Origin of the sequence: Mesobacillus subterraneus, assembly GCF_020524355.2 — a bacterium.
GTDB lineage: Bacteria > Bacillota > Bacilli > Bacillales > Cytobacillaceae > Mesobacillus > Mesobacillus subterraneus_C.
Window position 1 is genome coordinate 1,966,266 of the sequence record NZ_CP129019.1, and the last position, 20,699, is coordinate 1,986,964.

At 40.2% G+C, this 20,699-nt stretch carries 22 protein-coding genes and 1 pseudogene; 9 read left to right on the forward strand and 14 right to left on the reverse strand.

Features of this window, described 5'->3' with window-relative positions; translation table 11 throughout:
- Positions 1–3: 3 nt before the first annotated feature.
- Positions 4–435: a DUF4395 domain-containing protein gene (locus LC048_RS10055; protein WP_226600948.1), complete on the forward strand. Its 432-nt coding sequence runs from the start codon at positions 4–6 to the stop codon at positions 433–435.
- Between the two features lie 16 nt (positions 436–451).
- Here LC048_RS10055 and LC048_RS10060 read toward each other — a convergent pair whose 3' ends face one another.
- Both LC048_RS10060 and LC048_RS10065 read right to left on the reverse strand, forming a co-directional pair.
- Positions 452–1,006 (reverse strand): DUF1572 family protein, encoded by a 555-nt coding sequence (locus LC048_RS10060; RefSeq protein WP_226600949.1) that lies wholly within the window; start codon positions 1,004–1,006, stop codon positions 452–454.
- A gap of 167 nt (positions 1,007–1,173) precedes the next feature.
- Positions 1,174–2,541: an MATE family efflux transporter gene (locus LC048_RS10065; protein ID WP_226600950.1), complete on the reverse strand. Its 1,368-nt coding sequence runs from the start codon at positions 2,539–2,541 to the stop codon at positions 1,174–1,176.
- 173 nt (positions 2,542–2,714) lie between these two features.
- Here LC048_RS10065 and LC048_RS10070 point away from each other — a divergent pair, with 173 nt between their 5' ends.
- The gene (locus LC048_RS10070) at positions 2,715–3,551 is read left to right on the forward strand and encodes a GDSL-type esterase/lipase family protein (RefSeq protein ID WP_226600951.1); all 837 of its coding nucleotides are present in this window, start codon (positions 2,715–2,717) and stop codon (positions 3,549–3,551) included.
- Between the two features lie 225 nt (positions 3,552–3,776).
- On the opposite strand, the gene LC048_RS10075 is transcribed toward LC048_RS10070, so the two are convergent.
- The 3 genes and pseudogenes from LC048_RS10075 to LC048_RS10085 all read right to left on the reverse strand — a co-directional run bounded on the left by LC048_RS10075 (position 3,777) and on the right by LC048_RS10085 (position 6,622).
- On the reverse strand, positions 3,777–3,971 hold the full coding sequence (locus tag LC048_RS10075) for a DUF3231 family protein (RefSeq protein WP_371932024.1): 195 nt from the start codon (positions 3,969–3,971) through the stop codon (positions 3,777–3,779).
- Positions 3,972–4,044: 73 nt separating this feature from the next.
- Positions 4,045–4,782, reverse strand: a pseudogene (locus tag LC048_RS10080) (DUF3231 family protein); the annotation flags it as partial.
- A gap of 301 nt (positions 4,783–5,083) precedes the next feature.
- Positions 5,084–6,622 (reverse strand): DHA2 family efflux MFS transporter permease subunit, encoded by a 1,539-nt coding sequence (locus LC048_RS10085; RefSeq protein ID WP_371932025.1) that lies wholly within the window; start codon positions 6,620–6,622, stop codon positions 5,084–5,086.
- Positions 6,623–6,805: 183 nt separating this feature from the next.
- Here LC048_RS10085 and LC048_RS10090 point away from each other — a divergent pair, with 183 nt between their 5' ends.
- Complete coding sequence (locus tag LC048_RS10090; protein ID WP_306050147.1) at positions 6,806–7,675, forward strand: TetR/AcrR family transcriptional regulator; 870 nt, start codon at positions 6,806–6,808, stop codon at positions 7,673–7,675.
- Positions 7,676–8,112: 437 nt separating this feature from the next.
- Here LC048_RS10090 and LC048_RS10095 read toward each other — a convergent pair whose 3' ends face one another.
- The gene (locus tag LC048_RS10095; RefSeq protein ID WP_226600955.1) at positions 8,113–8,823 is read right to left on the reverse strand and encodes a DUF2161 domain-containing phosphodiesterase; all 711 of its coding nucleotides are present in this window, start codon (positions 8,821–8,823) and stop codon (positions 8,113–8,115) included.
- A gap of 92 nt (positions 8,824–8,915) precedes the next feature.
- Between LC048_RS10095 and LC048_RS10100 the strand changes: the two genes are divergently transcribed.
- The gene (locus LC048_RS10100) at positions 8,916–9,254 is read left to right on the forward strand and encodes a hypothetical protein (protein WP_306050149.1); all 339 of its coding nucleotides are present in this window, start codon (positions 8,916–8,918) and stop codon (positions 9,252–9,254) included.
- 31 nt (positions 9,255–9,285) lie between these two features.
- Here the strand turns inward: LC048_RS10100 and LC048_RS10105 are convergent, their stop codons facing one another.
- Entirely contained in the window at positions 9,286–9,738 is a 453-nt protein-coding gene (locus LC048_RS10105; RefSeq protein WP_226600957.1) for an SRPBCC family protein, read from the reverse strand.
- 119 nt (positions 9,739–9,857) lie between these two features.
- Here LC048_RS10105 and LC048_RS10110 point away from each other — a divergent pair, with 119 nt between their 5' ends.
- On the forward strand, positions 9,858–9,980 hold the full coding sequence (locus LC048_RS10110) for a hypothetical protein (RefSeq protein ID WP_264188205.1): 123 nt from the start codon (positions 9,858–9,860) through the stop codon (positions 9,978–9,980).
- 10 nt (positions 9,981–9,990) lie between these two features.
- On the opposite strand, the gene LC048_RS10115 is transcribed toward LC048_RS10110, so the two are convergent.
- Positions 9,991–10,824 (reverse strand): MBL fold metallo-hydrolase, encoded by an 834-nt coding sequence (locus tag LC048_RS10115; RefSeq protein WP_306050151.1) that lies wholly within the window; start codon positions 10,822–10,824, stop codon positions 9,991–9,993.
- 47 nt (positions 10,825–10,871) lie between these two features.
- Entirely contained in the window at positions 10,872–11,837 is a 966-nt protein-coding gene (locus LC048_RS10120) for an alpha/beta hydrolase (protein ID WP_226600959.1), read from the reverse strand.
- A gap of 153 nt (positions 11,838–11,990) precedes the next feature.
- Here LC048_RS10120 and LC048_RS10125 point away from each other — a divergent pair, with 153 nt between their 5' ends.
- The 3 genes from LC048_RS10125 (at position 11,991) to LC048_RS10135 (ending at position 13,663) form a co-directional block, all read left to right on the forward strand.
- On the forward strand, positions 11,991–12,299 hold the full coding sequence (locus tag LC048_RS10125) for a hypothetical protein (protein ID WP_226600960.1): 309 nt from the start codon (positions 11,991–11,993) through the stop codon (positions 12,297–12,299).
- A gap of 220 nt (positions 12,300–12,519) precedes the next feature.
- Positions 12,520–13,110 carry a biotin transporter BioY gene (locus tag LC048_RS10130; RefSeq protein ID WP_226600961.1) on the forward strand — a complete coding sequence of 197 codons (591 nt, stop codon included), beginning with the start codon at positions 12,520–12,522 and terminating at the stop codon, positions 13,108–13,110.
- A gap of 352 nt (positions 13,111–13,462) precedes the next feature.
- Entirely contained in the window at positions 13,463–13,663 is a 201-nt protein-coding gene (locus LC048_RS10135) for a cold-shock protein (RefSeq protein WP_023614374.1), read from the forward strand.
- Between the two features lie 283 nt (positions 13,664–13,946).
- On the opposite strand, the gene LC048_RS10140 is transcribed toward LC048_RS10135, so the two are convergent.
- The 5 genes from LC048_RS10140 to LC048_RS10160 all read right to left on the reverse strand — a co-directional run bounded on the left by LC048_RS10140 (position 13,947) and on the right by LC048_RS10160 (position 20,350).
- A complete protein-coding gene (locus tag LC048_RS10140) occupies positions 13,947–15,350 on the reverse strand; it encodes a M28 family peptidase (protein WP_371932057.1) in 1,404 nt (467 codons plus the stop codon).
- Between the two features lie 194 nt (positions 15,351–15,544).
- On the reverse strand, positions 15,545–18,148 hold the full coding sequence (gene adhE / locus LC048_RS10145; RefSeq protein WP_306050154.1) for a bifunctional acetaldehyde-CoA/alcohol dehydrogenase: 2,604 nt from the start codon (positions 18,146–18,148) through the stop codon (positions 15,545–15,547).
- Between the two features lie 108 nt (positions 18,149–18,256).
- On the reverse strand, positions 18,257–18,484 hold the full coding sequence (locus LC048_RS10150; RefSeq protein ID WP_226600964.1) for a hypothetical protein: 228 nt from the start codon (positions 18,482–18,484) through the stop codon (positions 18,257–18,259).
- 195 nt (positions 18,485–18,679) lie between these two features.
- On the reverse strand, positions 18,680–19,573 hold the full coding sequence (locus tag LC048_RS10155; RefSeq protein WP_306050156.1) for an oxidoreductase: 894 nt from the start codon (positions 19,571–19,573) through the stop codon (positions 18,680–18,682).
- A 21-nt stretch (positions 19,574–19,594) separates the two neighbouring features.
- Positions 19,595–20,350 (reverse strand): alpha/beta hydrolase family protein, encoded by a 756-nt coding sequence (locus tag LC048_RS10160; protein WP_306050158.1) that lies wholly within the window; start codon positions 20,348–20,350, stop codon positions 19,595–19,597.
- A gap of 124 nt (positions 20,351–20,474) precedes the next feature.
- On the opposite strand from LC048_RS10160, the gene LC048_RS10165 reads away from it, so the two are divergent.
- A complete protein-coding gene (locus tag LC048_RS10165) occupies positions 20,475–20,639 on the forward strand; it encodes a hypothetical protein (protein WP_306050160.1) in 165 nt (54 codons plus the stop codon).
- Positions 20,640–20,699: the final 60 nt, after the last annotated feature.

Below are 20,699 nucleotides of genomic sequence, written 5' to 3' on the forward strand. Positions count from 1 at the left end.
AACATGACTACTGAGATTCGCTCAATTCCACAGCCTTTAGTAAGAACAAATCAGTGGTTCATTGTCATAAGTGTTCTAATAACCTGGTTAACAGGTATTGAATGGATATTAACTCTGCCACTGCTCGCTGGAGTTTCGGGACTGCTATTTGGATATAATCCTGTAATGCGAATAGCCAGACATTTCCTGCGAAAACAACCGTCAGATTATATACCCGAAGACTGGGAACAACAGCAGTTCAATCAAAAAATCGCTGTTGTCTGCTTAGCAGGCGGACTCATTTCCTATGCAAGCGGATTAACAGCATTTGGACTTATATTTACAGCTATGGTAGCGTTAGCCGCTTTTGTAGCCATCCTCGGATTTTGTATAGGCTGCTTCATTCGTTTTCAATGGTCCAAATACAAATCAAAAAGACCTGCAACAAATTCTTAAGAGGGACCCATTTTTATTACTGGGTCTCTTCTTTTTTTGAAATCTCCATCATTTTTTCGTTGAATTGCTGTGAGTGACCTTTAGGAATACTTAGTGTTTTCCAATTCTCTTTCTTGATCATCTTCGCAATATAAACAATCTGCCCGCCATGGGCTGCTTGATGGACAATTTGTCGCTGGATGGCTTCAATGGCGAAGTGTGGTTCTTTTCTAATATAGACTGTTTGTTCCAAGTCCTTTTCAGCTAACTGTGAAAGCGTCTCAAAAAGCACGTTCCATCCTTCATTCCAATGAAATAGCAAATCCTCCCTCGTGGAAAATGCTCCCTCAAATTCCCCATCCCTATTACGGTCAGGCTTTTCGCCATCGGTTGTTAAAAAGTCCCTGAACCTTGATTTAAGATTGCCGCTCATATGCTTGGCGATCACGACAATACTGTTAGTATCTTCGTTTGGAGAATAGTGAAGCTGCTCTAAATCCAATTGCTCCATCGCTCTTTCTGCCTGATTTTTAATGCTTTTGAAATTTTCAATGGCCAACTTTAAATAACTCAAATTCCCCACCTCCTTCATTTAATATTCCTCCTAAAGAAATAGATTCCTTCTATCTTTTTCCATAATAAGGATAAATTTTTATCAATGATTCTTTTAAATCCTGATAAAAACAACCCGATTATTGTTGTTACATACTTTTACATCGCATAAAAAAAGTGAGATTCCCAGGGGAATCTCACACATTTTTATACAACCTCAGCCAAGTTACCGTTAAAACGATGTTTTTGGATGAATATCAATCTGAGCGACAAGGATATTCCGGCAGCAAGTAATCCGATGGTCAGTCCTACCCAATAACCTGAAGCTCCAAGGCTGGTATTATGGGCCAGCAGATAGCCGACCGGCAGACAGATGAGCCAGTAGGCAATCAAAGTGATAATAAAGGAAATATTCACGTCTTTGTACCCGCGCAATGCTGCGAGTGCAGTCGCCTGGATCGCGTCAGATATCATGAAAAACAAGGCATATATCAAAAACTGTCCAGTTAAAGCAACTACTGCTGGTTCATTTGAATAAAGCCCTGCTACCTCATAACGGAACAGCACCAAGAGCAGTCCTGCCCCTACCGCTATAATGGCACCGAGATAAATCCCCATCCAGCTGTATGCTTTGGCATCATTATAACGGCCAGCACCGACTTCGAACCCGACCAAAACAGTTTGTGCCATAGAGATACTCATTGGAATCATATACAGGAAAGATACTATATTTAAAGCTGATTGATAGGCAGCAATCGTCGTGATATTGAATTTACTGATCATGATCGTGACGACGGCAAACATGCTAGTTTCAAAAAAAATCGATAACCCCATAGGGACTCCGATTTTCAAAATCTCCTTCACTTTCTCACCGGAAAACTCCTTAAAGTATTCTAAACCGACAAAATCCGAGAATGGCTTTTGCTTGATAATGACCACTGCAGTCATGCCCGCAATCACATAATAAGTAATCGATGTGGCATAACCAGCACCAGCTCCACCCAATTCTGGAAAGCCCCAGTGTCCGAAAATCAGGACATAGTTCAAGAAGAAGTTGATTGGCAACGACATCAGAAGGATATACATAACCACTCTTGTTTTTCCGAGAGCGTAAATAAATGATCTTAATACGTTAAAAATAAACAATGGGATGATACCAAAACTTAAGCCTGCCAAATAGCGATAGGCCGTTTCATGAACACTTCCAGGCAAGTTCATCGCCGTTAATATTGGATTGAGCAGAAATACTCCCAAAATGATAACAAGTACTGCAATGATTAACGCCAGATAAATTCCGTGAGTGAGGATCGATGATACTTCTTTTCCCTTCTTTTCACCAAAACGCTGTGCTGCAATTGGCGAAACAGCAAGAAGTATCCCGCTGAGTCCAGTGAAGACCGGGCTCCAAATCGAGGATCCGATTGCTACACCAGCAAGGTCTGAAGAATTATATTTCCCTGACAGGATGGTATTGAAAAAGACCATTGAAAACATCCCTAATTGTGTAATCAAGATCGGAATGAGCATGACAAAAATCTGTTTTATTTTTTCCTTTGTCGAAAAAGTCTGGTACATCGTTGTACTCCTTGAATATATTAATTATATAATTATAACAAAATACTGAGCCGATAATGGGAGTTTTTTCGGATTCCTAAATAGTATCACTATTTTAAAAAATGGAAATACCCCCCTGATTATTTCCTTGAGTATCCTTGATACAATAGAAGTATATCGAGGAGTGAACCAACATGAAAATCATAAAAATAATGCTGCTTTCGTCTCTGCTTGCCGTCCTGTCACTTTCGGCATGGATTTACTATCCCCAATACCAAATCAATAAAATCAAGCAGGAAACTGCACCTTCTGTTGAAAAGACAAATAAGCTTACCTATATAGATTACTACAGAACTATTCCAGGCAGTACCATTAACCATCTAGCTCTCGGTGATTCAATCATACGAGGTTACCGTATTCCAGAGGAAGAGAATTTCATCAGTCAATTTTCCACCCAACTCGGGGTTGAAACTGGCAAACAAGTCCTTTCGCAAAACGAAGGTGTGATCGGGATTACTAGCGAGAGGCTGAATAAGCTGGTGCAAGATGGTGTGTATGACGAAGCGATCAAGGAGTCCGACCTTATAACGGTTAACGTCGGTGGGAATGACATATTACAATTAGTTAAACAGAGCGATATCTATAGTGCGCTAAAATCGTTTGACAGTTTGCAAGATGGGTTCTCACAAAACATTGCTGAAATTACTACTACAATTGGTGAGTTGAATCCTACTGCGACAATTGTCCTTCTTGAGCTCTATAATCCTATGCCAGCTGATCATCAATTCTATTCACTTGCAGATAAACTTCTTCCTAAGTGGAATTTAATGATTTATGAAGCTGCAAAAGGAACATCGTCTTCTGTAGTGGTACAAACTACGAATGTAATCAATAGTGATAATTTAGAATTCCTGGCGAGTGATGGAGTGCACCCGAACCCTTCAGGCAATACAGCCATTTCAAGTCAAATGCTTCAGCAATTCCAACAACAGCATAAAGCGGATGCCGTACTGGCAAACCGCCAAAATTAAGCTGGGCACTAAGCCTGGCTTTTATTTATTATTGCTGTTCATCCTGGAAATGCTCATTTAATAAGGCTGTTTCAGTTTTAGCAAAATTCACGGATTGAAGACTTGTTTCTTCATCCAGTCCGAATAATTTAGCTACATTCTCGTAGGGCCCCTTCCATCCTATCTTTTCTCACGACATTCACCTCCCTCCGTATCCCAGTTGCTGTTATCCGCATGAATGAATGGCTATTTTTTCGCCAAATCATTGCGGTCTGCTGATAGGGGTGGCTGCTCTAACCATCCTTCATCAATCATGATGTTTGCCCCATCCTCGGCATATATTAGAATTTCTGTGTTTAAACGAGCGTATATTGCTGCAAGGTCCTTTCTTTGACTGGCCGCAACCGACATTCCATAGTTGCCGCTGCCAGCAAAATTCATTAAGGCCAAAACGGAATAACATCAATTTATCAGAAAAAGGTGCTTCCTGTGATTTGGAAACCTCATGATTCCAAGTCATTGGAACTGGAAGATTCTCATCACGAAGATATGCCGAAAAAATTTTGATGTGTTTTTCCGAAATTTCTTTCCCTCTCATAAAATACTTTCTAACTTTTTTGGATTGTGTAACCTGGCTAAAGCCGATTGCAAGTGCTTCCCCCAGTTTATTGGTTTGTATATTTGCATAAAGATGTGTGATTTCCATTCCTGTCAATGGGCGTTTATCACCCATAAAGCCTGATAAAAAGGACTGCTTATGAATGAACTCATTTTTGTCTGGATAAGGGATAATCGCCGGCCTGACTGACAGGCCCTTTTTTTTCAATAAGTTGGTTGCTTCATTATTCAACTCAATTGTTGAATGCAAACATTTCGTGTAAAAAGATAAAATATCATCCCTGAACACATGGGGCTGAATAAAACCATAGATGCCCAAGGCCCCTCTTGCTATGTGCTTGATGTAATACAGATAGAATGGATCTGAAAATAACCTTGGTGCTCGTTTATTTACATCCTGGGCTGTAAAACCAATGGGAATAGGGATGTTTTTCTTATCAAATATTTCCTTAATACCTTTTACGTGCTGCATTGATATATCGAGTGCATGTTTCAGCACGGTTTTTATATCTGGATCCTCTACCGTTTCAAGGAACTGTCCGAAAATACAGGTCGACATTGAATCTCCAAGGTAATTTTGATGGAGTGCCGCTAATTCAGTTGATGTTAACTGGATGTTTTCATGATTTGTCACTTCTTTCAAACCCTTCTGTTTATTTAAGGATAGAATCCCCCTTCGCAATGAAATTATATTGGTATTACTGCACCTGTTATGGACAGCTTTTACAGTTATTCACTTGCTTTTGCTACAGACTTATTACTACACCTGCATTAAAAATGCCAGAACCTTGTACAAAGACAGGTCCTGGCATTTTAATGATGGATTATAAGAACCAAACTTTCACGATCTTTTCGCCATCTACTTCATATATGGCAATTGCTTTTTCAATTGGGATTTGTTCACTACAAACCCCCCTGGAGTCCCGGGGGTTGATTTAGTTATTTACCAATTTATAAGAAGGGTTCTTTACTGGAGTTTTTTTGCCAATGGTGTCTTCCGCCTGTGTTGCACGCTTGATAAAGAAAGCGAGTATCAAGGCGATCGCTGATAAAAATACAGTGACATAAAATGCGTCATTAATACCCTGCAGCATCGCTTGCATCGCAATCTCATGCTGCATTTCCGCTTGGACAGCAGGTGTGACAGCTTTACCTGCAGCCGCTGCTTCTTTGAGTGCTGATGCCGCTAATTCTTTTCCATAGGATTCTGCACGCATTGACATTACTGTGACCAACAAAGCAGTTCCAATAGCACCGGAAACCTGCTGCAATGTGTTGTTCATTGCTGTGCCGTGCGGGTAATAACGAGCAGGCAATTGGTTTAGTCCGTTGGTGTTAACAGGCATATTGACCATCGACATGCCGAACATGCGAACTGTGTAAAGGATAATTAGCTGAGTATAAGTCGTTTCCATTGAAAGCTTGCTGAAATAGTAGCTCGTCACAAGCGTGATAATCAAGCCTATGACTGCTAAAGTACGTCCGCCAAATTTATCAAATAATTTCCCGGTAATCGGTGACATAATTGCCATGGCAATCGCTCCTGGCAATAGCATTAAGCCTGCATCCAGTGGAGAAATTCCGCGAATAGTCTGCACGTATATTGGAAGCAACAGCATTCCCGAAAACATTGCCATGGTCACGATCATTGAGATTACTGAAGACAAAGCAAACATTGGATACTTATAAATCCTGAAATTCAACATTGGATTATCTTGGCCTAATTGACGAAGGATAAAGACGATCAGTGAAACGGCACCTATCGCTAATGTTAGATAAACAAGAGGACTGTCCCATCCCTTCGAACCGGCAGAGCTAAAGCCGTACAGAAGCCCCCCAAATCCTACGCTCGATAACGATAAAGAAAGAATGTCCAAACGCATATGAACTTTCTCTTTTTTATCTTTTAACAGGAAGAATCCGAGTAGCAAAACCGTTGCTGCGATTGGCGTTACAAAATGGAAAAGCATTCTCCAGTCGTAATGCTCAATTAGCCATCCTGAAAGCGTCGGTCCTATTGCTGGTGCGAACATCAGCACCAAACCGAATACACCCATTGCGGTCCCGCGCTTTTCAATCGGAAAGCTTACGAGCATGACATTCATTAATAGCGGCATCATGATTGCTGTGCCTGATGCCTGGATCATCCGCCCTGCTAATAAAAGCGGAAACACATGGGCTGCTCCGGATAAGATCGTACCCAAAGTGAATAAACCCATTGCGGTCAAGAATAAATTCCTTACAGAATACTTTTGGATCAAATAAGCACTAAGAGGAATCATGATTCCACTGACAAGCATGAAGCCGGTTGTCAGCCATTGAACTGTCGTGGCTTCTACCTCAAGATCAGTCATGATTGAAGGCAAAGCTATATTAAGCAAAGTATTATTTAAAAATGCGATAAAAGCCCCAACAATTAATACCGCCAATATTCCATAGGGCGGTTTGTCAGGTGTTTTCATATTAAATTCCAATGTATATCCCCCTAAAATTGTTCACAAATTTGTAAACAATGTAATTGCACAGGACCTATCATATACTATCGGTACAATTTTTGCAATGTATATAAATTACCTTCATAAAGGGATTTGTAATGTCTGAAAATTTACTGTAGTATATTTTTTATACAACTGGTACAAAAAGGTTAAGGTGATGAAATGAACGACAGAAAACGCCATGTCATTGAAAAAGCACATCAGCTATTCATTGAAAAAGGATTCCAGGCTACCTCTATTCAGGATATCCTCGATTACAGCGGAATATCAAAAGGAACATTCTATAATTATTTTTCTTCCAAAAACCAGCTGCTCATTGACATTTTTAGAACAACCTTCAAGAAAATAGAGAATGACCGGAATGGATTGCTTCTTGACCAAAATCCCGGTGACAAGGATATCTTCATTAACCAAATCGAATTACAGATGACTGCCAACCGGGAAAACAAGATTGTACCGCTATTCGAGGAAGTCTATTTCTCAGGTGATAAAGAGCTAAAACAATTTATTGAAGTAGGCCAAATGAAGATATTGCGGTGGTTGTCCGATCGGCTTGGGGACTTAACTGATGATAATTGTAAACCATACCTTCTTGACGGGGCCATAATGCTTAATGGAATCCTGCTTCAGAATATCAGGTTTTATCGTAAAGCGAATGGGGAGGCAGCGAGTTTACTTCCAGTAGTTCGGTATAGTGTAACCCGCATATTAAATATGCTCGACGAACTTGCTCTATCTCGGGAACAGTTAGTGCCACCTGAAATTATGGCTCAATGGCTTCCTGTTGTTAAAACTGAGGAACTTGAGTGGAGGATCAAATTTCTTTCAATCATTTCCCGCTTGAAGAAAATGGACAGAACTAACACTGATTATTTTAAGAAGCTAGATTTCATTGAGGAAGAAATCCTTCGTTCCTCTAGCCCGAGAAAATTCCTGATTGACAGTGTTTTGGTATCAATGAAAGCAATCGATAAAAATGAACTTCGTGAGTTACAAGCACTGATCGAAGAGAATTTGCTTGAGAACGCATAAAAAAACAGGGAGAAAACATTTATTTGTTTTCTCCTCCTTTTTTTGTAATCTAGGGTGAAGATTCTGTTGGCTAATCGTGGAAAGGACTTCATTTTGCACCTGTTTTTTTCACTTTTCCTCCCAGTATCGATATAAATGTAAACAAAAGCTCCCATCTTGATAGTAAGTCACATCTTAAGCTGAATTTTTGTTAAATCCTCTTTATTTTTGGTTGGTATTTTATGATTAACGAATTTTATTGGCGGTTTTCTCAACTTTATTAGCGATTTTTACAACTTTATTGGCGAAAATAAATGCTTATTGGCGAAATTTTTTTTTATTTATTGGCGAACTGGAAATTTCGAATGTATTTTTCCAGCTAACAAACTTGAGATGATGTCAAAAACAGCATGCTATTTGCTTTTACAAGTAATTCGCTCTAGCAAGTGCATTTAAAGTCAGTCTTCCGTTTTCAGCCCTCCTAAATAATACTCCACGAGCTCAGGATAGTCTTCTAGCTCTTTTTTTCCTTGCTCTGAAATGACGTAAATGCCTCTCGCCACTCTTTCATACCAGTTGTAATAATTTTTTTGAAGGATCAATGGGGTCTTATCGCCTGTACCGAGAGCAACCAGCGCTCTTGGAGACATTTGTCCGAGTTTTTCGAGATAACAGGCGATTTGGATGCAATTTTCTTTGTATGCAGTCATGATCTTGGTTTTACTGCTGCCCCCGATATTGTAGTCAGCGCTTCTTCCTTCTATTTCTTTCATCAATGCTGCTTTCTTCCTCGTATTCTTGCTTGACATGCGTTTGTATGGTTCCGGATGAACCTTAAACTCAACACTTCTCCGATTACCTGAAAAAGAGACTATTATCAGTCCCAATTCCAGCCTTTTTACTAATTGGATGATATCATTCCAGCGTTTCCTTGAAATGCGTTTTGGTTTCGGAATCGCAATATATACAAGATCAGTCAGCCGTTGCCTACGTGTTGCCTGCAGCAAAAGGTCGATATTCAAATTCAGTTTTAGTTCGACGATTATTAGAGAATCATCCTTAACAGCGGTTAAATCGCAATCGTGCACCTCACCATTGACACGATAGCCTTGTTTTATAAAATGCTTTCGGATAGGCTCATATAAATCGGCTTCGTATAGTTTCGTCATGTGTAAACCCTTCTGTCTTTCCTGCGGTTTTTCCTATCATTATAGCAAACTTTTAAGGGGATTAAGTCATTTAGACAAAGCAGCTTCATATAATGGTTACGGATGAAGCCATGGAGGGTGAACAGATGAGGATATTGTTGCTGTTTTTATTGACCCTTCTTCTTGGGTTGATGGTTTTTCTGAAGTTTGAAATGGATGAAGCACGAAAGGTTTCCAATGAGGTTGAAACAGATTATTTTACGGAAGAATTCATCATTAACAAGAGTGATGATACTGGATATTATGGTGAGAGCACGGATGGTAAAAGCATTCATTTTAAAAAAGAAAAAATCTCAAATAAAGTCAACATCAAAAGTGGTGATTCCGTTTTACTTTATTTTGATAAAAGAGGCCGGATTGATGGACCTGTAAAAATAGAGAAAATAGACTAGGGAGCCAGCTGCTGCCAGCTCCCTGCAATTTTCATCGAATTGCTTTTCTTTGCTCTAGTTTCTTGGCAATTGCTTCCGTAAGCTCTTGGCCGCTCTTCGGGAGAGAAGACTTCATTACAGCATTCATCACCGGGGCAAGGGCGCCTTCTGCCGTCATCTCCAGATAACCAGTCATTTTTGTCTTGTTTTTTCCTAATTTTTCTGCATCAAAATATCCATTTCCTGTCAGGTTTTCATTAATGCCCTTTAAATCAAACGTCACTCTAGTCGGTTCAGTCCATTCCTTGATGGTAACCTGTAAACTGATTTTCTTCTTTAATACTCCGACCGTTTCCTTGAAGGTCCAGTTCGATTGCTTTTCATTCAGCTTTTCATGACTGATATACCCGGGCAATAATGGTGCCCAGTTGTCCATGTCTTTTACAAAATCCCAGACCTGTTCAATTGAAACATCAATAATGATCTCGTGCTTCCCCTCTGGCATGAACTCTCCTCCTTTGTAGAAAATATCCTCTAAGAGTTATATGTTTTACAGGCTGATTTATACTTCTTTAAATAATCTCATTCTGCTCTTAAAAATGGAAATCTAGGGAAAACAGATCGATGGTCGGTTCTTCTCCGGAAATTAGGCCTCCTGAAAAACAGATTGTTAGGACCGAAGCGACTCGAGGGGCTAGGCGCTGGAGCTGGACAATTCTCGAAGGTGAATTTATACTTCTTCAGTAAAAAAGCACACCTAGTTAGGTGTGCTTGATGACAATTCAAATCCGGAGACGAAGTATTCAATTGTCTCATGTTCTTCTTCTGTAAGGTCTCTGTTACCCCTTTTTCTGTAATCCTCTATCATTAATGTTGAATCTCCGCGATGTTTTTCAGTCAGATCAGCGATGGACCTTAGGAGATTCGCTTGGTCTTGGAATTCTTTTTTAGATATTATGCCAGAGTGAGAAAGTATGTAAGTGTCTGCATCAAACACTTCAATTTTCCTCAGTAGATTTCTAGTTCCCTCGACGGTATAGTTGTCTTTAGCCGAGAAAATATCAGGATAAATGCTGTCAGCCAGGAACAATATCTTTTCCTCTTTCACAAACACGACGACCGAATCTTCAGCATGGTCACCGCCCACATGCTTAATGATGCAAGTAATGCCGCCAAGATCGATTTCGATTTCATCTTCAAATGTCATCTCAGGCAAGCTGATTATAATGTCGCGATGAATCGGAAACTCTTGTTTTATCGCATTAGCACAAAATTCAATTTCAGTTCCTTCTGCCACTCTTTGATCTAATGCCTCATTTGACCAGGAATAAGGGATTAGCTTTTCAATTTCTTTCCTCGTTTTTCTGGAGGAGATGGACACGGTATTCTCAAGCGAAGACAAGCCAAAAATATGATCCCAATGCCAGTGTGTCAAAATAACATAAGAGGGTTCCGATACACCCTTTTCTTTTAACAAATCTATGAAAAGATTGGCATGTGCCTCAGAGTTTCCGGCGTCAATCATCATGGTTCTCTCATTGCCGGCGACCATGCCCAGGATTGGCCTGTCAGTTTCGGAAACAGCAGTCATATACCAAAATCGCTTTCCTATTTTTCGATTGTTTGCATTTATATCACCTATTTTCCAGTGGCTTTTGTCCAAAATGACTTTAATTTTTCTTGATACTCTTTTTCAGCGATAGTATAGGCCTCAGTGTGGCCTGCGCCAGGAACAATCCATAGCTCTTTAACGCTTTTCGCTTTTTCAAAAATGCGTATCCCCATTTCAGTTGGTACTAATGCATCATTATCACCGTGAATGATGAATAATGGAACTTTATTTTTCGCAACACTGTCCAATGCCGATGCTTCAGCAAATGTGTAGCCTGCCCTAATATTCGTAATCACAGAAGTAACCTGCATGACCGGGAAGGATGGGAGATTATACAGGTATTTCAATTGGTGACTTAGTTCCTCAAGAACTGTCGTATAGCCACTGTCAGCAATAATTCCCTTGACCTGGTCAGGAAGTTTTTCCCCGCTCGCCATCAATACAGTTGCCGCGCCCATGGAAAATCCATGAAGGAAAATGGTATCCGCCCTGGCTTCTTCAGCTAAAAATTTTGACCACTGAACATAATCCTTACGATCATGCCAGCCATAACCTATGTAATCACCTTCGCTAAGACCATGACCTCTCGCATCAGGCTTAAGAATATCATACCCCTGCTCATAGTAAAACTTCGTGATTCCTGGCATTTGCTCACTATTTCCTTTATATCCGTGAGCTAGAATGACAGCTTTTCCTGAAGGATTAGCATTTTTTAAGAAACGTGCCTTCAGCTTTAGGCCATCTTTGGATTCTAATTCAACCAGTTCAAATTTTTGCTTTTCTGTCCAGGCTAAAATTTCCTCCAGCTTCCTCTGCTCCTCTTCTTCACTAAGCAGTTTGGCTGCCGTGACACTTTCGCCGCCACCGTGAAGGTCAACCGATTCTTGGCTTCGATTGATTGCGACATTATAAAAATAATTCCCTGCAGCAATTAAACCGATCAAAATTGCTATAATCGTTCCGCTCGCAATCCAAACTAATTTTTTCTTCACTGCCAAGCTCCCCTTTACCCCTAGTTTCTTAATCTGTTAAAAACATTTTACCAGATAAAGCAAAAAAAAAGACCAATTTGCAGGGAATTGGAAAAGTTAGAGATTACCGGTTGTTGGGTATATATAAGTAAAACTCATAGGGAGCTGATTGAAATGGAAATTGAGAAAAAACATGTCCTAAAATCATATAAAAACGAACAAGAAGCCATCGACTCAATTGAAAAGATCAAGGACGAAAAAGATAGTCCTGTCAACAGTTCCGCTTCAGGCTATAATGTCGACCAGAAATCGACTAAAGAATATCCTACCAACTCCTTTAGTCCAGGCGAGCTTGATATGGGAGAACCTGCATTTGAAGATTACAAGGATGATCCTACGGAAAACCCAGTGGTTGAGACACATAAAAACAAGGACTTAGACCGGCCGTTGCCGGAAAGGGCAATGAATAATCGTATTAGATAAGACAAGGTGCACGGGTTTTCCGTGCACCTTTACTTTTGATTATACTGCTCAATGCTTTGCCTATGGAGTCTTAGATAACCTATGTATCAGGGACTTAATGAACAGAGGTCCTACCCTTGTTGAATCAAATATGTTAACTAAATTAATTTTATGTTGACATATAATATTCTAAAAGTTTAATCTATTATTACATATAAATTACATAAAGGGGATTTAGTAAATGAAATTTAGAACTTTGGATTTAACCCTTGCAGCGATGTTTGTTGCCCTGATGGCTTTTGGCTCGAACATCACATCCATCGTACCTTTCATGGTTGTGGGAGGCGTGCCGATCACATTGCAAACCTTCTTTGCCATTCTTGCCGGAGCCGTTCTCGGGAGCCGGTTAGGAGCAATTTCAATGGTAGTCTACACATTAGTAGGACTAGTAGGAGTCCCTGTTTTCGCTCAATTCGGCGCTGGCTTTGGGACATTGGTCAGTCCGACTTTCGGATTTATTCTTTCATTTATTGTAACTGCTTATGCTGTTGGTAAAATTGTTGAGAAGAAACGTACGGTTGTGACATTCATCATCGCTTCATTAGTGGGACTTGTAATTAATTATTTTATCGGAACAAACTGGATGTATTTTGCTTATAAATTTTGGGCAGCTGCTCCAGAAGGCTTTTCGTATGAAATGGCCTGGCTGTGGATGGTCGTCCCTTTGCCAAAAGATATCATCCTTGCAGTTTTTGCTGGACTGATGGCTGCCAGGCTGGAGAGGTCTGTGCTTTCAAGACCAAATTTCAGCCATTTACGCAAAACAGCTTAAAAGGATTAAAGAGTAATCATTGTTGAAATAAGTATTCTGTTTTCATTTATTGATCAGACCTTTGGGTTGTAATATTTTTCAGAAGTAAACAATTTTAAGACAGTAATCGATACTAGATTCCCATCTTAATCTCTTTACCAGTAACAAAAAAATTTATAGAAAAAGTGAAAACGGGTCTTTTGAAGGAATATAAATGGAAAAATAGATTTAAGTTGCTTTTTCTTCCACATCCTGTTATTCTTAAGAAGAATTATTTTTGTTCGGTGTAAAGGATAGAAATTATTTCGTCTTAATGATCACTTTGGGCAAGGATAGTAACATAATGTGCTAACGCACTGGGAGGTAACAAGAAATGGAACAAGGTACAGTAAAATGGTTTAACGCAGAAAAAGGTTTTGGATTCATCGAGCGCGAAGGTGGAGACGACGTATTCGTACACTTCTCTGCTATCCAATCTGAAGGTTTCAAATCATTAGACGAAGGTCAAAAAGTTTCTTTCGACGTTGAGCAAGGCGCTCGCGGACCACAAGCTGCTAACGTATCAAAACTATAATATTAGTTTTGTTTAAAGAAGAAGGTTCCTCTGGGACCTTCTTTTTATATTGTTTTCATGCCCTCTTATCTGAAATATTTTAGTGAAAATCACCCCTCTGAAAATAGTCTTTGTCTAATCCAGCTATCTTTACTTATCCCTCTGGAAAAAAACAGTAAAAACACGGAAGTGATCTGTGCCCCCCTTTCCATTTCTGCGTATTTATCACTGTTGCTTCCATACAAAAAATAGGGAAACAAAAACCAGGTTCAACCAATAATCGATGAACCTGGTGATTCATTAGTTATTTAATTTCCTGCTCGTGGTAAAGGTGCGGGACTTTTTGTTCTTTTCCTTTGTTGGCCTTTGGTCCCTGATTCTCCGGACGGGCGATATCATAGACAGCTGTACCAACAATTTCTGCTACATCTTGCAGTTTTTCTTTGCTGATTTTGTCAATTGTATCTTCTGGTGTATGGTACCAGGGCTCAAGCGGTCGATGGATGAACGATGCAGAAGCAATTCCGCCCTCAAAGAACGCTACGTGGTCACTGCTCCCACCAGGTTGGATCGGTGTTGCTTCACCATTTAATCTGGCGCTGGAAGCCTGAGCAGTTTGAGAAACAATGTTTTGGTTTCCATCTGGTGTATTGATCACCAAATCACCGGCATCCCTGCTGCCTACCATATCCATGTTAAAGTATCCCACAAAGCGATTCTTTTCCTCCTCGGAAAGCTGGCTTACATAATAACGTGATCCAATCAATCCGAGTTCCTCAGCGCCAAAGGTAATGAAACGCATTTCCAAATTTGTCGGCAAATCCTTCATGACACGAGCTAATTCGAGGGTCATTGCCGTACCTGATGCATCGTCGTTTGCACCTGGTGCTCCAGGTACAGAATCATGGTGGGCACCCAATGCGATGATTCCGTCTTTTGATTTATTTTTATTCGTAGGTGCTTTAGTGGCAATGACATTGAAAGATGTTCTCATGCCAGCATCTGCACCTTCAATGTTAATCGATCCTGTTAAATTTTCACCACTGCTGAGCTGATCCACTAAAGCTTGTCCAACTTCCTGAGAAATGGCCACAGCCGGTACATAATTATCATTCGGGGACCCAAAGGTACCGTTAAGGTCTCCAGGTGCATTGTTGAAAATAATAACTCCTGCTGCACCGTTAGCTGATGCATTCAAGACTTTCTCTGCAAATGAAATAGAACCTCGCTTTATCAAAACGATTTTACCTGTAACATCTTGACCTTCGAAATCCTCTGCTTTTCCTAAACCTACATAAACCAGCTTACCAGAAGGACTTCCATCCATCCCATATGTAAAGGATTTCGGCTTGATTTCGCCTGAATAACCATCTACTGTCAACTCGACTGTGTGTGGTGCTGTGTAGCCGAAGAAAGTAAACTCCTGAAGTTCTGTATCGTATCCGTATGACTCGAATTGCTGTTTGACATACTGAATCGCCTGGTACTCGGCCTCTGTACCTGCAACCCGGGGTGTTCTTGAAAGGTATTCAATATTGTTGTAGATATTTTCTACATTAATTTTGTTCAGGACCTTGTTGTCAAAAACCTTGAATGGCTGAACTTGTTGCGGATTCTCTGCCTGCTTTGCGTAAATGGCCGGTGCCCCAAAGCTGCTTACTGCTAGACCTGCTGCTAATGCGATTGATAGATAAGGTTTCTTTTTCATCATTACCTCCCGGATTAGTAAAATAGTTATCCGGGATAAATGATATAATATTCTAAAAATACAAACTAGTTAAGTTATTGCTATTTTCACTAGGTAAATAGAACAGTTTTAAACTGATTCATATAGCTAATAGGTCGAGTTACTTATAAAAGGGATGGAATCTGGATTCCATCCCTCTTTCTTCTATTTACCTCCTAGACTCCCTTAAATGCCAATCGATAAATTTCTGCAAGCTCTGACACTAATGGAAGTTTAGGGTTAGCTGTTGTGCACTGGTCTTCAAATGCCCGGTCTGCAAGCTGATCAACCTTCGCTTCGAATTCTGCTTTATCTACACCGTTCGCTTCAATGCTCATTGGAATATCCATTTCCTTTGCCAATTTGATGATTTCCTGAACGAGGCTTTCAACGCCTTCTTCAATTGTACGGCATGGAAGTCCTAGAATCCTGGCTATTTCAGCATATCTCTGGTCTGCCACGAAACTTTCGTATTTAGGGAAAGCCGTGAATTTCTTTGGTTTTGTTGCGTTATATCGGATGACGTGCGGCATTAAGATCGTATTGGAGCGGCCATGGGCGATATGGAATTCAGCACCAAGCTTATGCGCCAAACTATGGTTTATTCCCAGGAATGCATTGGCAAACGCCATTCCGGCAATCGTGGAGGCATTATGCACCTTCTCACGTGCAACTTCATCCTGGCCATTTCGATACGCTCGTGGAAGATATTCAAAGACAAGCTGAATTGCTTTAATGGCAAGGCCATCTGTGTAATCATTTGCCATACAGCTGACATACGCCTCAATCGCATGCGTCAATACGTCCATTCCTGTATCAGCAGTAATATGTTTTGGAACCGTCATGACAAACTGCGGATCAACAATCGCCACATCTGGAGTCAACTCATAGTCTGCGAGCGGATATTTGATGTTCGCTTTTTTATCGGTGATAACCGAGAAGGATGTCACTTCTGAACCTGTACCAGATGTTGTAGGAATTGCTACAAATTGAGCTTTGCGTCCTAAGTGCGGATATTTGACAATACGCTTGCGGATATCAAGGAACTTTTGCTTCAAGCCATGGAAGTCTGCTTCCGGGTATTCGTAGAACAGCCACATTCCTTTAGCCGCGTCCATTGCCGAGCCGCCGCCGAGGGCAATAATGACATCCGGCTGGAAGTTCGCCATCATTTCTGCGCCCTTCATCACGGTCTCAATTGACGGATCTGGTTCTACAGCAGAGAAGATTTCACAGTGTACGTAGTCTGGACGCTTTCTTAAATGGTAAAGAACTTTATCAACATACCCCAGTTTCACCATACCAGGATCTGTTACGATGAATGCTTTTGAGATTTTTGGCATTTTCGCAAGATATTGTGTTGAATTCTTTTCAAAGTATATTTTTGAAGGCACTTTAAACCACTGCATATTCACATTCCTTCTCGCTACTTTTTTAACATTGATCAGATTGACTGCACCTACGTTCGTAGACACCGAGTTTCCACCGTAAGTTCCGCAGCCGAGAGTCAATGATGGCAGGTAGGCATTATAAATATCACCAATCGCACCCTGGGAAGATGGTGCATTTACAATGACGCGGCCAGCCTTCATTCTTAAGCCGTATGATCTCATCACTTCATCATTTGTTGTATGGATCACAGCAGAGTGGCTAAGACCGCCGAATTCAAGCATCTCTTCTGCGCGCTTAAACCCTTCCTCTGTTCCATTCACTTTATAGCATGCTAACACAGGGCTAAGCTTTTCACGAGAAAGCGGATATTGAGGTCCTACACCTTTCAGCTCAGCAACAAGAATTTTAGTCTCCTCAGGTACTGACACACCAGACATTTCAGCAATTTTATGAGCTGGCATTCCCACTATATCAGCATTAACAGCACACGAGTGTTCATTGATGACAAGCTTCTCGACTTTCGATCTTTCTTCCTCGTTTAAAAAGTAGCAGCTATTCTCGATCATTTCTGTTTTTACTTCATGATAGATTTCTTTATCGATGATTACCGCCTGTTCTGAGGCACAGATCATTCCATTATCGAATGTTTTTGATAAAATCAAGTCATTGACAGCCCGTTTAACATTTGCAGTTCTTTCGATATAGCAAGGTACATTACCAGGACCAACACCTAGTGCCGGCTTTCCTGAGCTGTAGGCGGATTTTACCATGCCAGCACCGCCAGTAGCTAAAATCATCGAAATTTTCGAATGGTTCATTAAAGCTTGTGTTGCTTCAAGAGATGGCTTTTCAATCCACTGGATACAATCTGCCGGTGCCCCTGCTCTAACTGCTGCGTCGCGCAGGATTCTAGCTGCCTCGCTGCTGCATTTTTGCGCAGATGGATGGAAAGCGAAGATGATAGGGTTTCTTGTCTTGATTGAGATCAACGCTTTGAACATGGTTGTCGAGGTTGGATTCGTAACCGGTGTTACGCCTGCGATCACACCAACTGGCTCTGCAATCGTAATCATGCCTTCATGCTCATTTTCGTCGATGATGCCAGCCATTTTATCATATTTGATATTGTGGTACACATACTCGGTAGCAAACATGTTCTTAATAATCTTGTCTTCATAAACACCGCGTTTGGTTTCTTCAACCGCCATCTTTGCTAATGGCATATGCTGATCAAGTCCTGCCAGTGCCATTTCCTTCACGATTTTATTTACTGTTTCTTGATCAAGCTCGCGCATTGTAGCTAACGCTTTTATTCCTTTTTCTAATAGACTATCGACCATTTTTGTAACGGATGATTGCTCTTTTACTACTTTTTCAACTGTCCCCATCTTCAGGACCTCCTTATGATATTAGGTTCATTTGCTGCAGTTATGTGAATCATATATTGATAAAAATATAGTTTGTGAATATTTTCACAAGAGTAACTAAAAAATAATTTACTCGCAAACTGGATTTCTAGGTATTTTTTCAAAACTGATGTCTGTTACAAACTTCGTACTTCTTTTCACTATTACAACAAAGTTGACTGTCCAGATGTATGCTGGTATTTCTGTATCATCTTTATACATCATCGCCTCGAATTCATCACCAATTACTTCTTCGAGCATTTCTTGAGTATATGTTTCAGTATCTGTTGAGAAGGGTTTAAATTCGCAATACATCATCTTGATCACTCCTTTTCCTTTTCTAATTATAGATTATCACATAAACAGAATAATAGTTTGTGAAATGTTGAACAATATATGAACACTTTTTCACCAACAACAAAGGGTTGTGAACTAATATAATTGAAAACGCTTACATTATAATTATTATTTTGATATAGTAATTAAAAGATAAGAGACTCTGTAATAGAGTCTCTAAAAATCATACTGTAAACCCGTTAATTCCTCGGATACTGTCCATAATCTTGTCATTGTTTCTTGATTAAAAACGCCTGGTCCAGGAATTTCAATTGCCGGATATCCTTTTCTATTTCCTTTCCCGTCAGGACCAATGTATTCACCGCCGCTCAGGCTATCATCCAAGGCACTATAAATCGTTGGCAGCGCACCCATTTCTGCAGGCTGTGAAAAGAATCTCATCAATCCTTTCAAGTATTTTGGGGTTTCACCTTTACCTAGATGAAACAAATTAGTGTTTGATATTCCCGGGTGACAGGCGACGCTTATTGTCTCGATTTCATTCTTTTTAAACCGATGATCAAGTTCTTTAGCAAATAACAGGTTTGCAAGCTTGCTCTGTCCGTAAAACTTCATGGCTTTGTAGCCCTTTGAGCCATCCAGATTATCAAAATCAATCGAAGCTCCCCGATGGGCAATGCTGCTTAAAGTGACAACCCTGGAACCAGATGTATTTTTCAAAATTGGCAGTAAAAGGCCTGTTAACGCAAAGTGGCTGAGGTGATTGCTGCCGAATTGAAGCTCAAATCCATCCTTCGTCTTGCCAAATGGCGGGATCATGACCCCTGCATTATTTATCAATATGTCCAAGGAACAGTATTTCTCCATAAAAGCTGTTGTGAATTGGTGGATACTGTTGAGGTCTGCTAAATCAAGCTTCATCATTTCTAATGAAGCTATGTGATTTTCTTGCAGTATGGAATCAACAGCAGCTTTCCCCTTTTGCTCATTCCTTACTGCAAGAATAACATGGGCTCCTTTTTCTGAAAGATATTTTGCAGCTTCATATCCAATTCCGCTGTTCGCACCAGTTACAATCACTGTCTTACCTGATAAATTTTCTATTAACATGTGAATCCACCTCCATTAGTTCTATTTTACAAAATGACAAATGTTCTCAATGACTTCTTTTTCCCAATGGTACGAATTAAAGGTATGATCTGCCCCAGCCACAATGTGGAGCTTCGCCTGCTCCTGGTAGCATTTCTCCTGATATTTTATGGAGTCCTTCATTGAAACTGCTTGATCATTTGACCCATGGATAAGCAGAACATCCCCTTTATATCTTTTCGCCACTTCCCACACATCAATTGTATTCAACTCTTCAATAAATTCTTTTCCGATTAAATCCCCACCAATGTCGTAAGCACTCTCTTCCTTTATATATGTAGAATTTTTCACAATAACCTTCACTTCTTCTGCCATACTGCCAGCTGGAGCAAGTAAGATAAGTTTTTCTATTTTCTCTGGATGTTCTCCAGCAAGGAGACTGACCACAAAACCTCCCATACTAAAACCAAGGACAATTACTTTTTCGCCATGAATGCGGGGATGTGAACGGACGTACTCCAGAATTGTTTCTGCCTCTGATAATTCTTTCAATACAGTCATATCTTCAAACTTCCCGTCACTTTCACCGCTCCCTAAAAAATCAAAACGGAAACTGGCAATCCCAAGAGATTCGAGGTGCCTTGAAATTTTCAAAAAGAAACGATGTGGCTCTAGCTTGCTTCCGGTAAAACCATGCAGAAGAATAACAGCAGGTACCTCCTTCTGGTCCATAAATGGAAGATGTGCCATCCCTCTCATCACCTGTTTGTTATGTATAAGCGAAACTGCTTCCTGCATTAGGACAACTCCTTTTGATACCTTCAATATCTTCCATCGTACCACAATTGGTCTTATTAACCATTGAATTTACGCTGAATTTAATTCATACTAAACAAATAGGAATTATTGGAGGGGTTTTGAGATGATTTTATTTGTTGAAAAGTGCCCACATTGTAAAACAGCGTTAGAAGTAAAAAAAGATCCTTCATGCATGGCGATCGTAATTAAGGCTTGTCCGGATGGCTACTATGAAAAAGAATTTCATCCTTCATTGGAAACATATATCGAACGAAATAAAGTTTCTTAATCTCTTAAAGCAGAGCCTCTATGTGAGGACCCTGCTTTTTCGTCAATAGATTCTAATTTA

Bases quoted from the DNA above. Each gene is read 5' to 3' on its own strand.
- LC048_RS10100 (WP_306050149.1), top strand. From the start codon at position 8,916: ATGGTTACGGATGAAGCCATGGAGGGTGAACAGATGAGGATATTGTTG.
- LC048_RS10070 (WP_226600951.1), top strand. From the start codon at position 2,715: ATGAAAATCATAAAAATAATGCTGCTTTCGTCTCTGCTTGCCGTCCTG.
- LC048_RS10060 (WP_226600949.1), bottom strand. From the start codon at position 1,006: ATGAAGGAGGTGGGGAATTTGAGTTATTTAAAGTTGGCCATTGAAAAT.
- LC048_RS10140 (WP_371932057.1), bottom strand. From the start codon at position 15,350: ATGAAAAAGAAACCTTATCTATCAATCGCATTAGCAGCAGGTCTAGCA.
- LC048_RS10065 (WP_226600950.1), bottom strand. From the start codon at position 2,541: ATGTACCAGACTTTTTCGACAAAGGAAAAAATAAAACAGATTTTTGTC.
- adhE (WP_306050154.1), bottom strand. From the start codon at position 18,148: ATGGGGACAGTTGAAAAAGTAGTAAAAGAGCAATCATCCGTTACAAAA.
- LC048_RS10055 (WP_226600948.1), top strand. From the start codon at position 4: ATGACTACTGAGATTCGCTCAATTCCACAGCCTTTAGTAAGAACAAAT.
- LC048_RS10130 (WP_226600961.1), top strand. From the start codon at position 12,520: ATGAAATTTAGAACTTTGGATTTAACCCTTGCAGCGATGTTTGTTGCC.
- LC048_RS10150 (WP_226600964.1), bottom strand. From the start codon at position 18,484: ATGATGTATTGCGAATTTAAACCCTTCTCAACAGATACTGAAACATAT.
- LC048_RS10155 (WP_306050156.1), bottom strand. From the start codon at position 19,573: ATGTTAATAGAAAATTTATCAGGTAAGACAGTGATTGTAACTGGTGCG.
- LC048_RS10090 (WP_306050147.1), top strand. From the start codon at position 6,806: ATGAACGACAGAAAACGCCATGTCATTGAAAAAGCACATCAGCTATTC.
- LC048_RS10115 (WP_306050151.1), bottom strand. From the start codon at position 10,824: ATGACTGCTGTTTCCGAAACTGACAGGCCAATCCTGGGCATGGTCGCC.
- LC048_RS10110 (WP_264188205.1), top strand. From the start codon at position 9,858: ATGGTCGGTTCTTCTCCGGAAATTAGGCCTCCTGAAAAACAGATTGTT.
- LC048_RS10125 (WP_226600960.1), top strand. From the start codon at position 11,991: ATGGAAATTGAGAAAAAACATGTCCTAAAATCATATAAAAACGAACAA.
- LC048_RS10095 (WP_226600955.1), bottom strand. From the start codon at position 8,823: ATGACGAAACTATACGAAGCCGATTTATATGAGCCTATCCGAAAGCAT.
- LC048_RS10135 (WP_023614374.1), top strand. From the start codon at position 13,463: ATGGAACAAGGTACAGTAAAATGGTTTAACGCAGAAAAAGGTTTTGGA.
- LC048_RS10075 (WP_371932024.1), bottom strand. From the start codon at position 3,971: ATGAATTTTGCTGGCAGCGGCAACTATGGAATGTCGGTTGCGGCCAGT.
- LC048_RS10165 (WP_306050160.1), top strand. From the start codon at position 20,475: ATGATTTTATTTGTTGAAAAGTGCCCACATTGTAAAACAGCGTTAGAA.
- LC048_RS10105 (WP_226600957.1), bottom strand. From the start codon at position 9,738: ATGCCAGAGGGGAAGCACGAGATCATTATTGATGTTTCAATTGAACAG.
- LC048_RS10160 (WP_306050158.1), bottom strand. From the start codon at position 20,350: ATGCAGGAAGCAGTTTCGCTTATACATAACAAACAGGTGATGAGAGGG.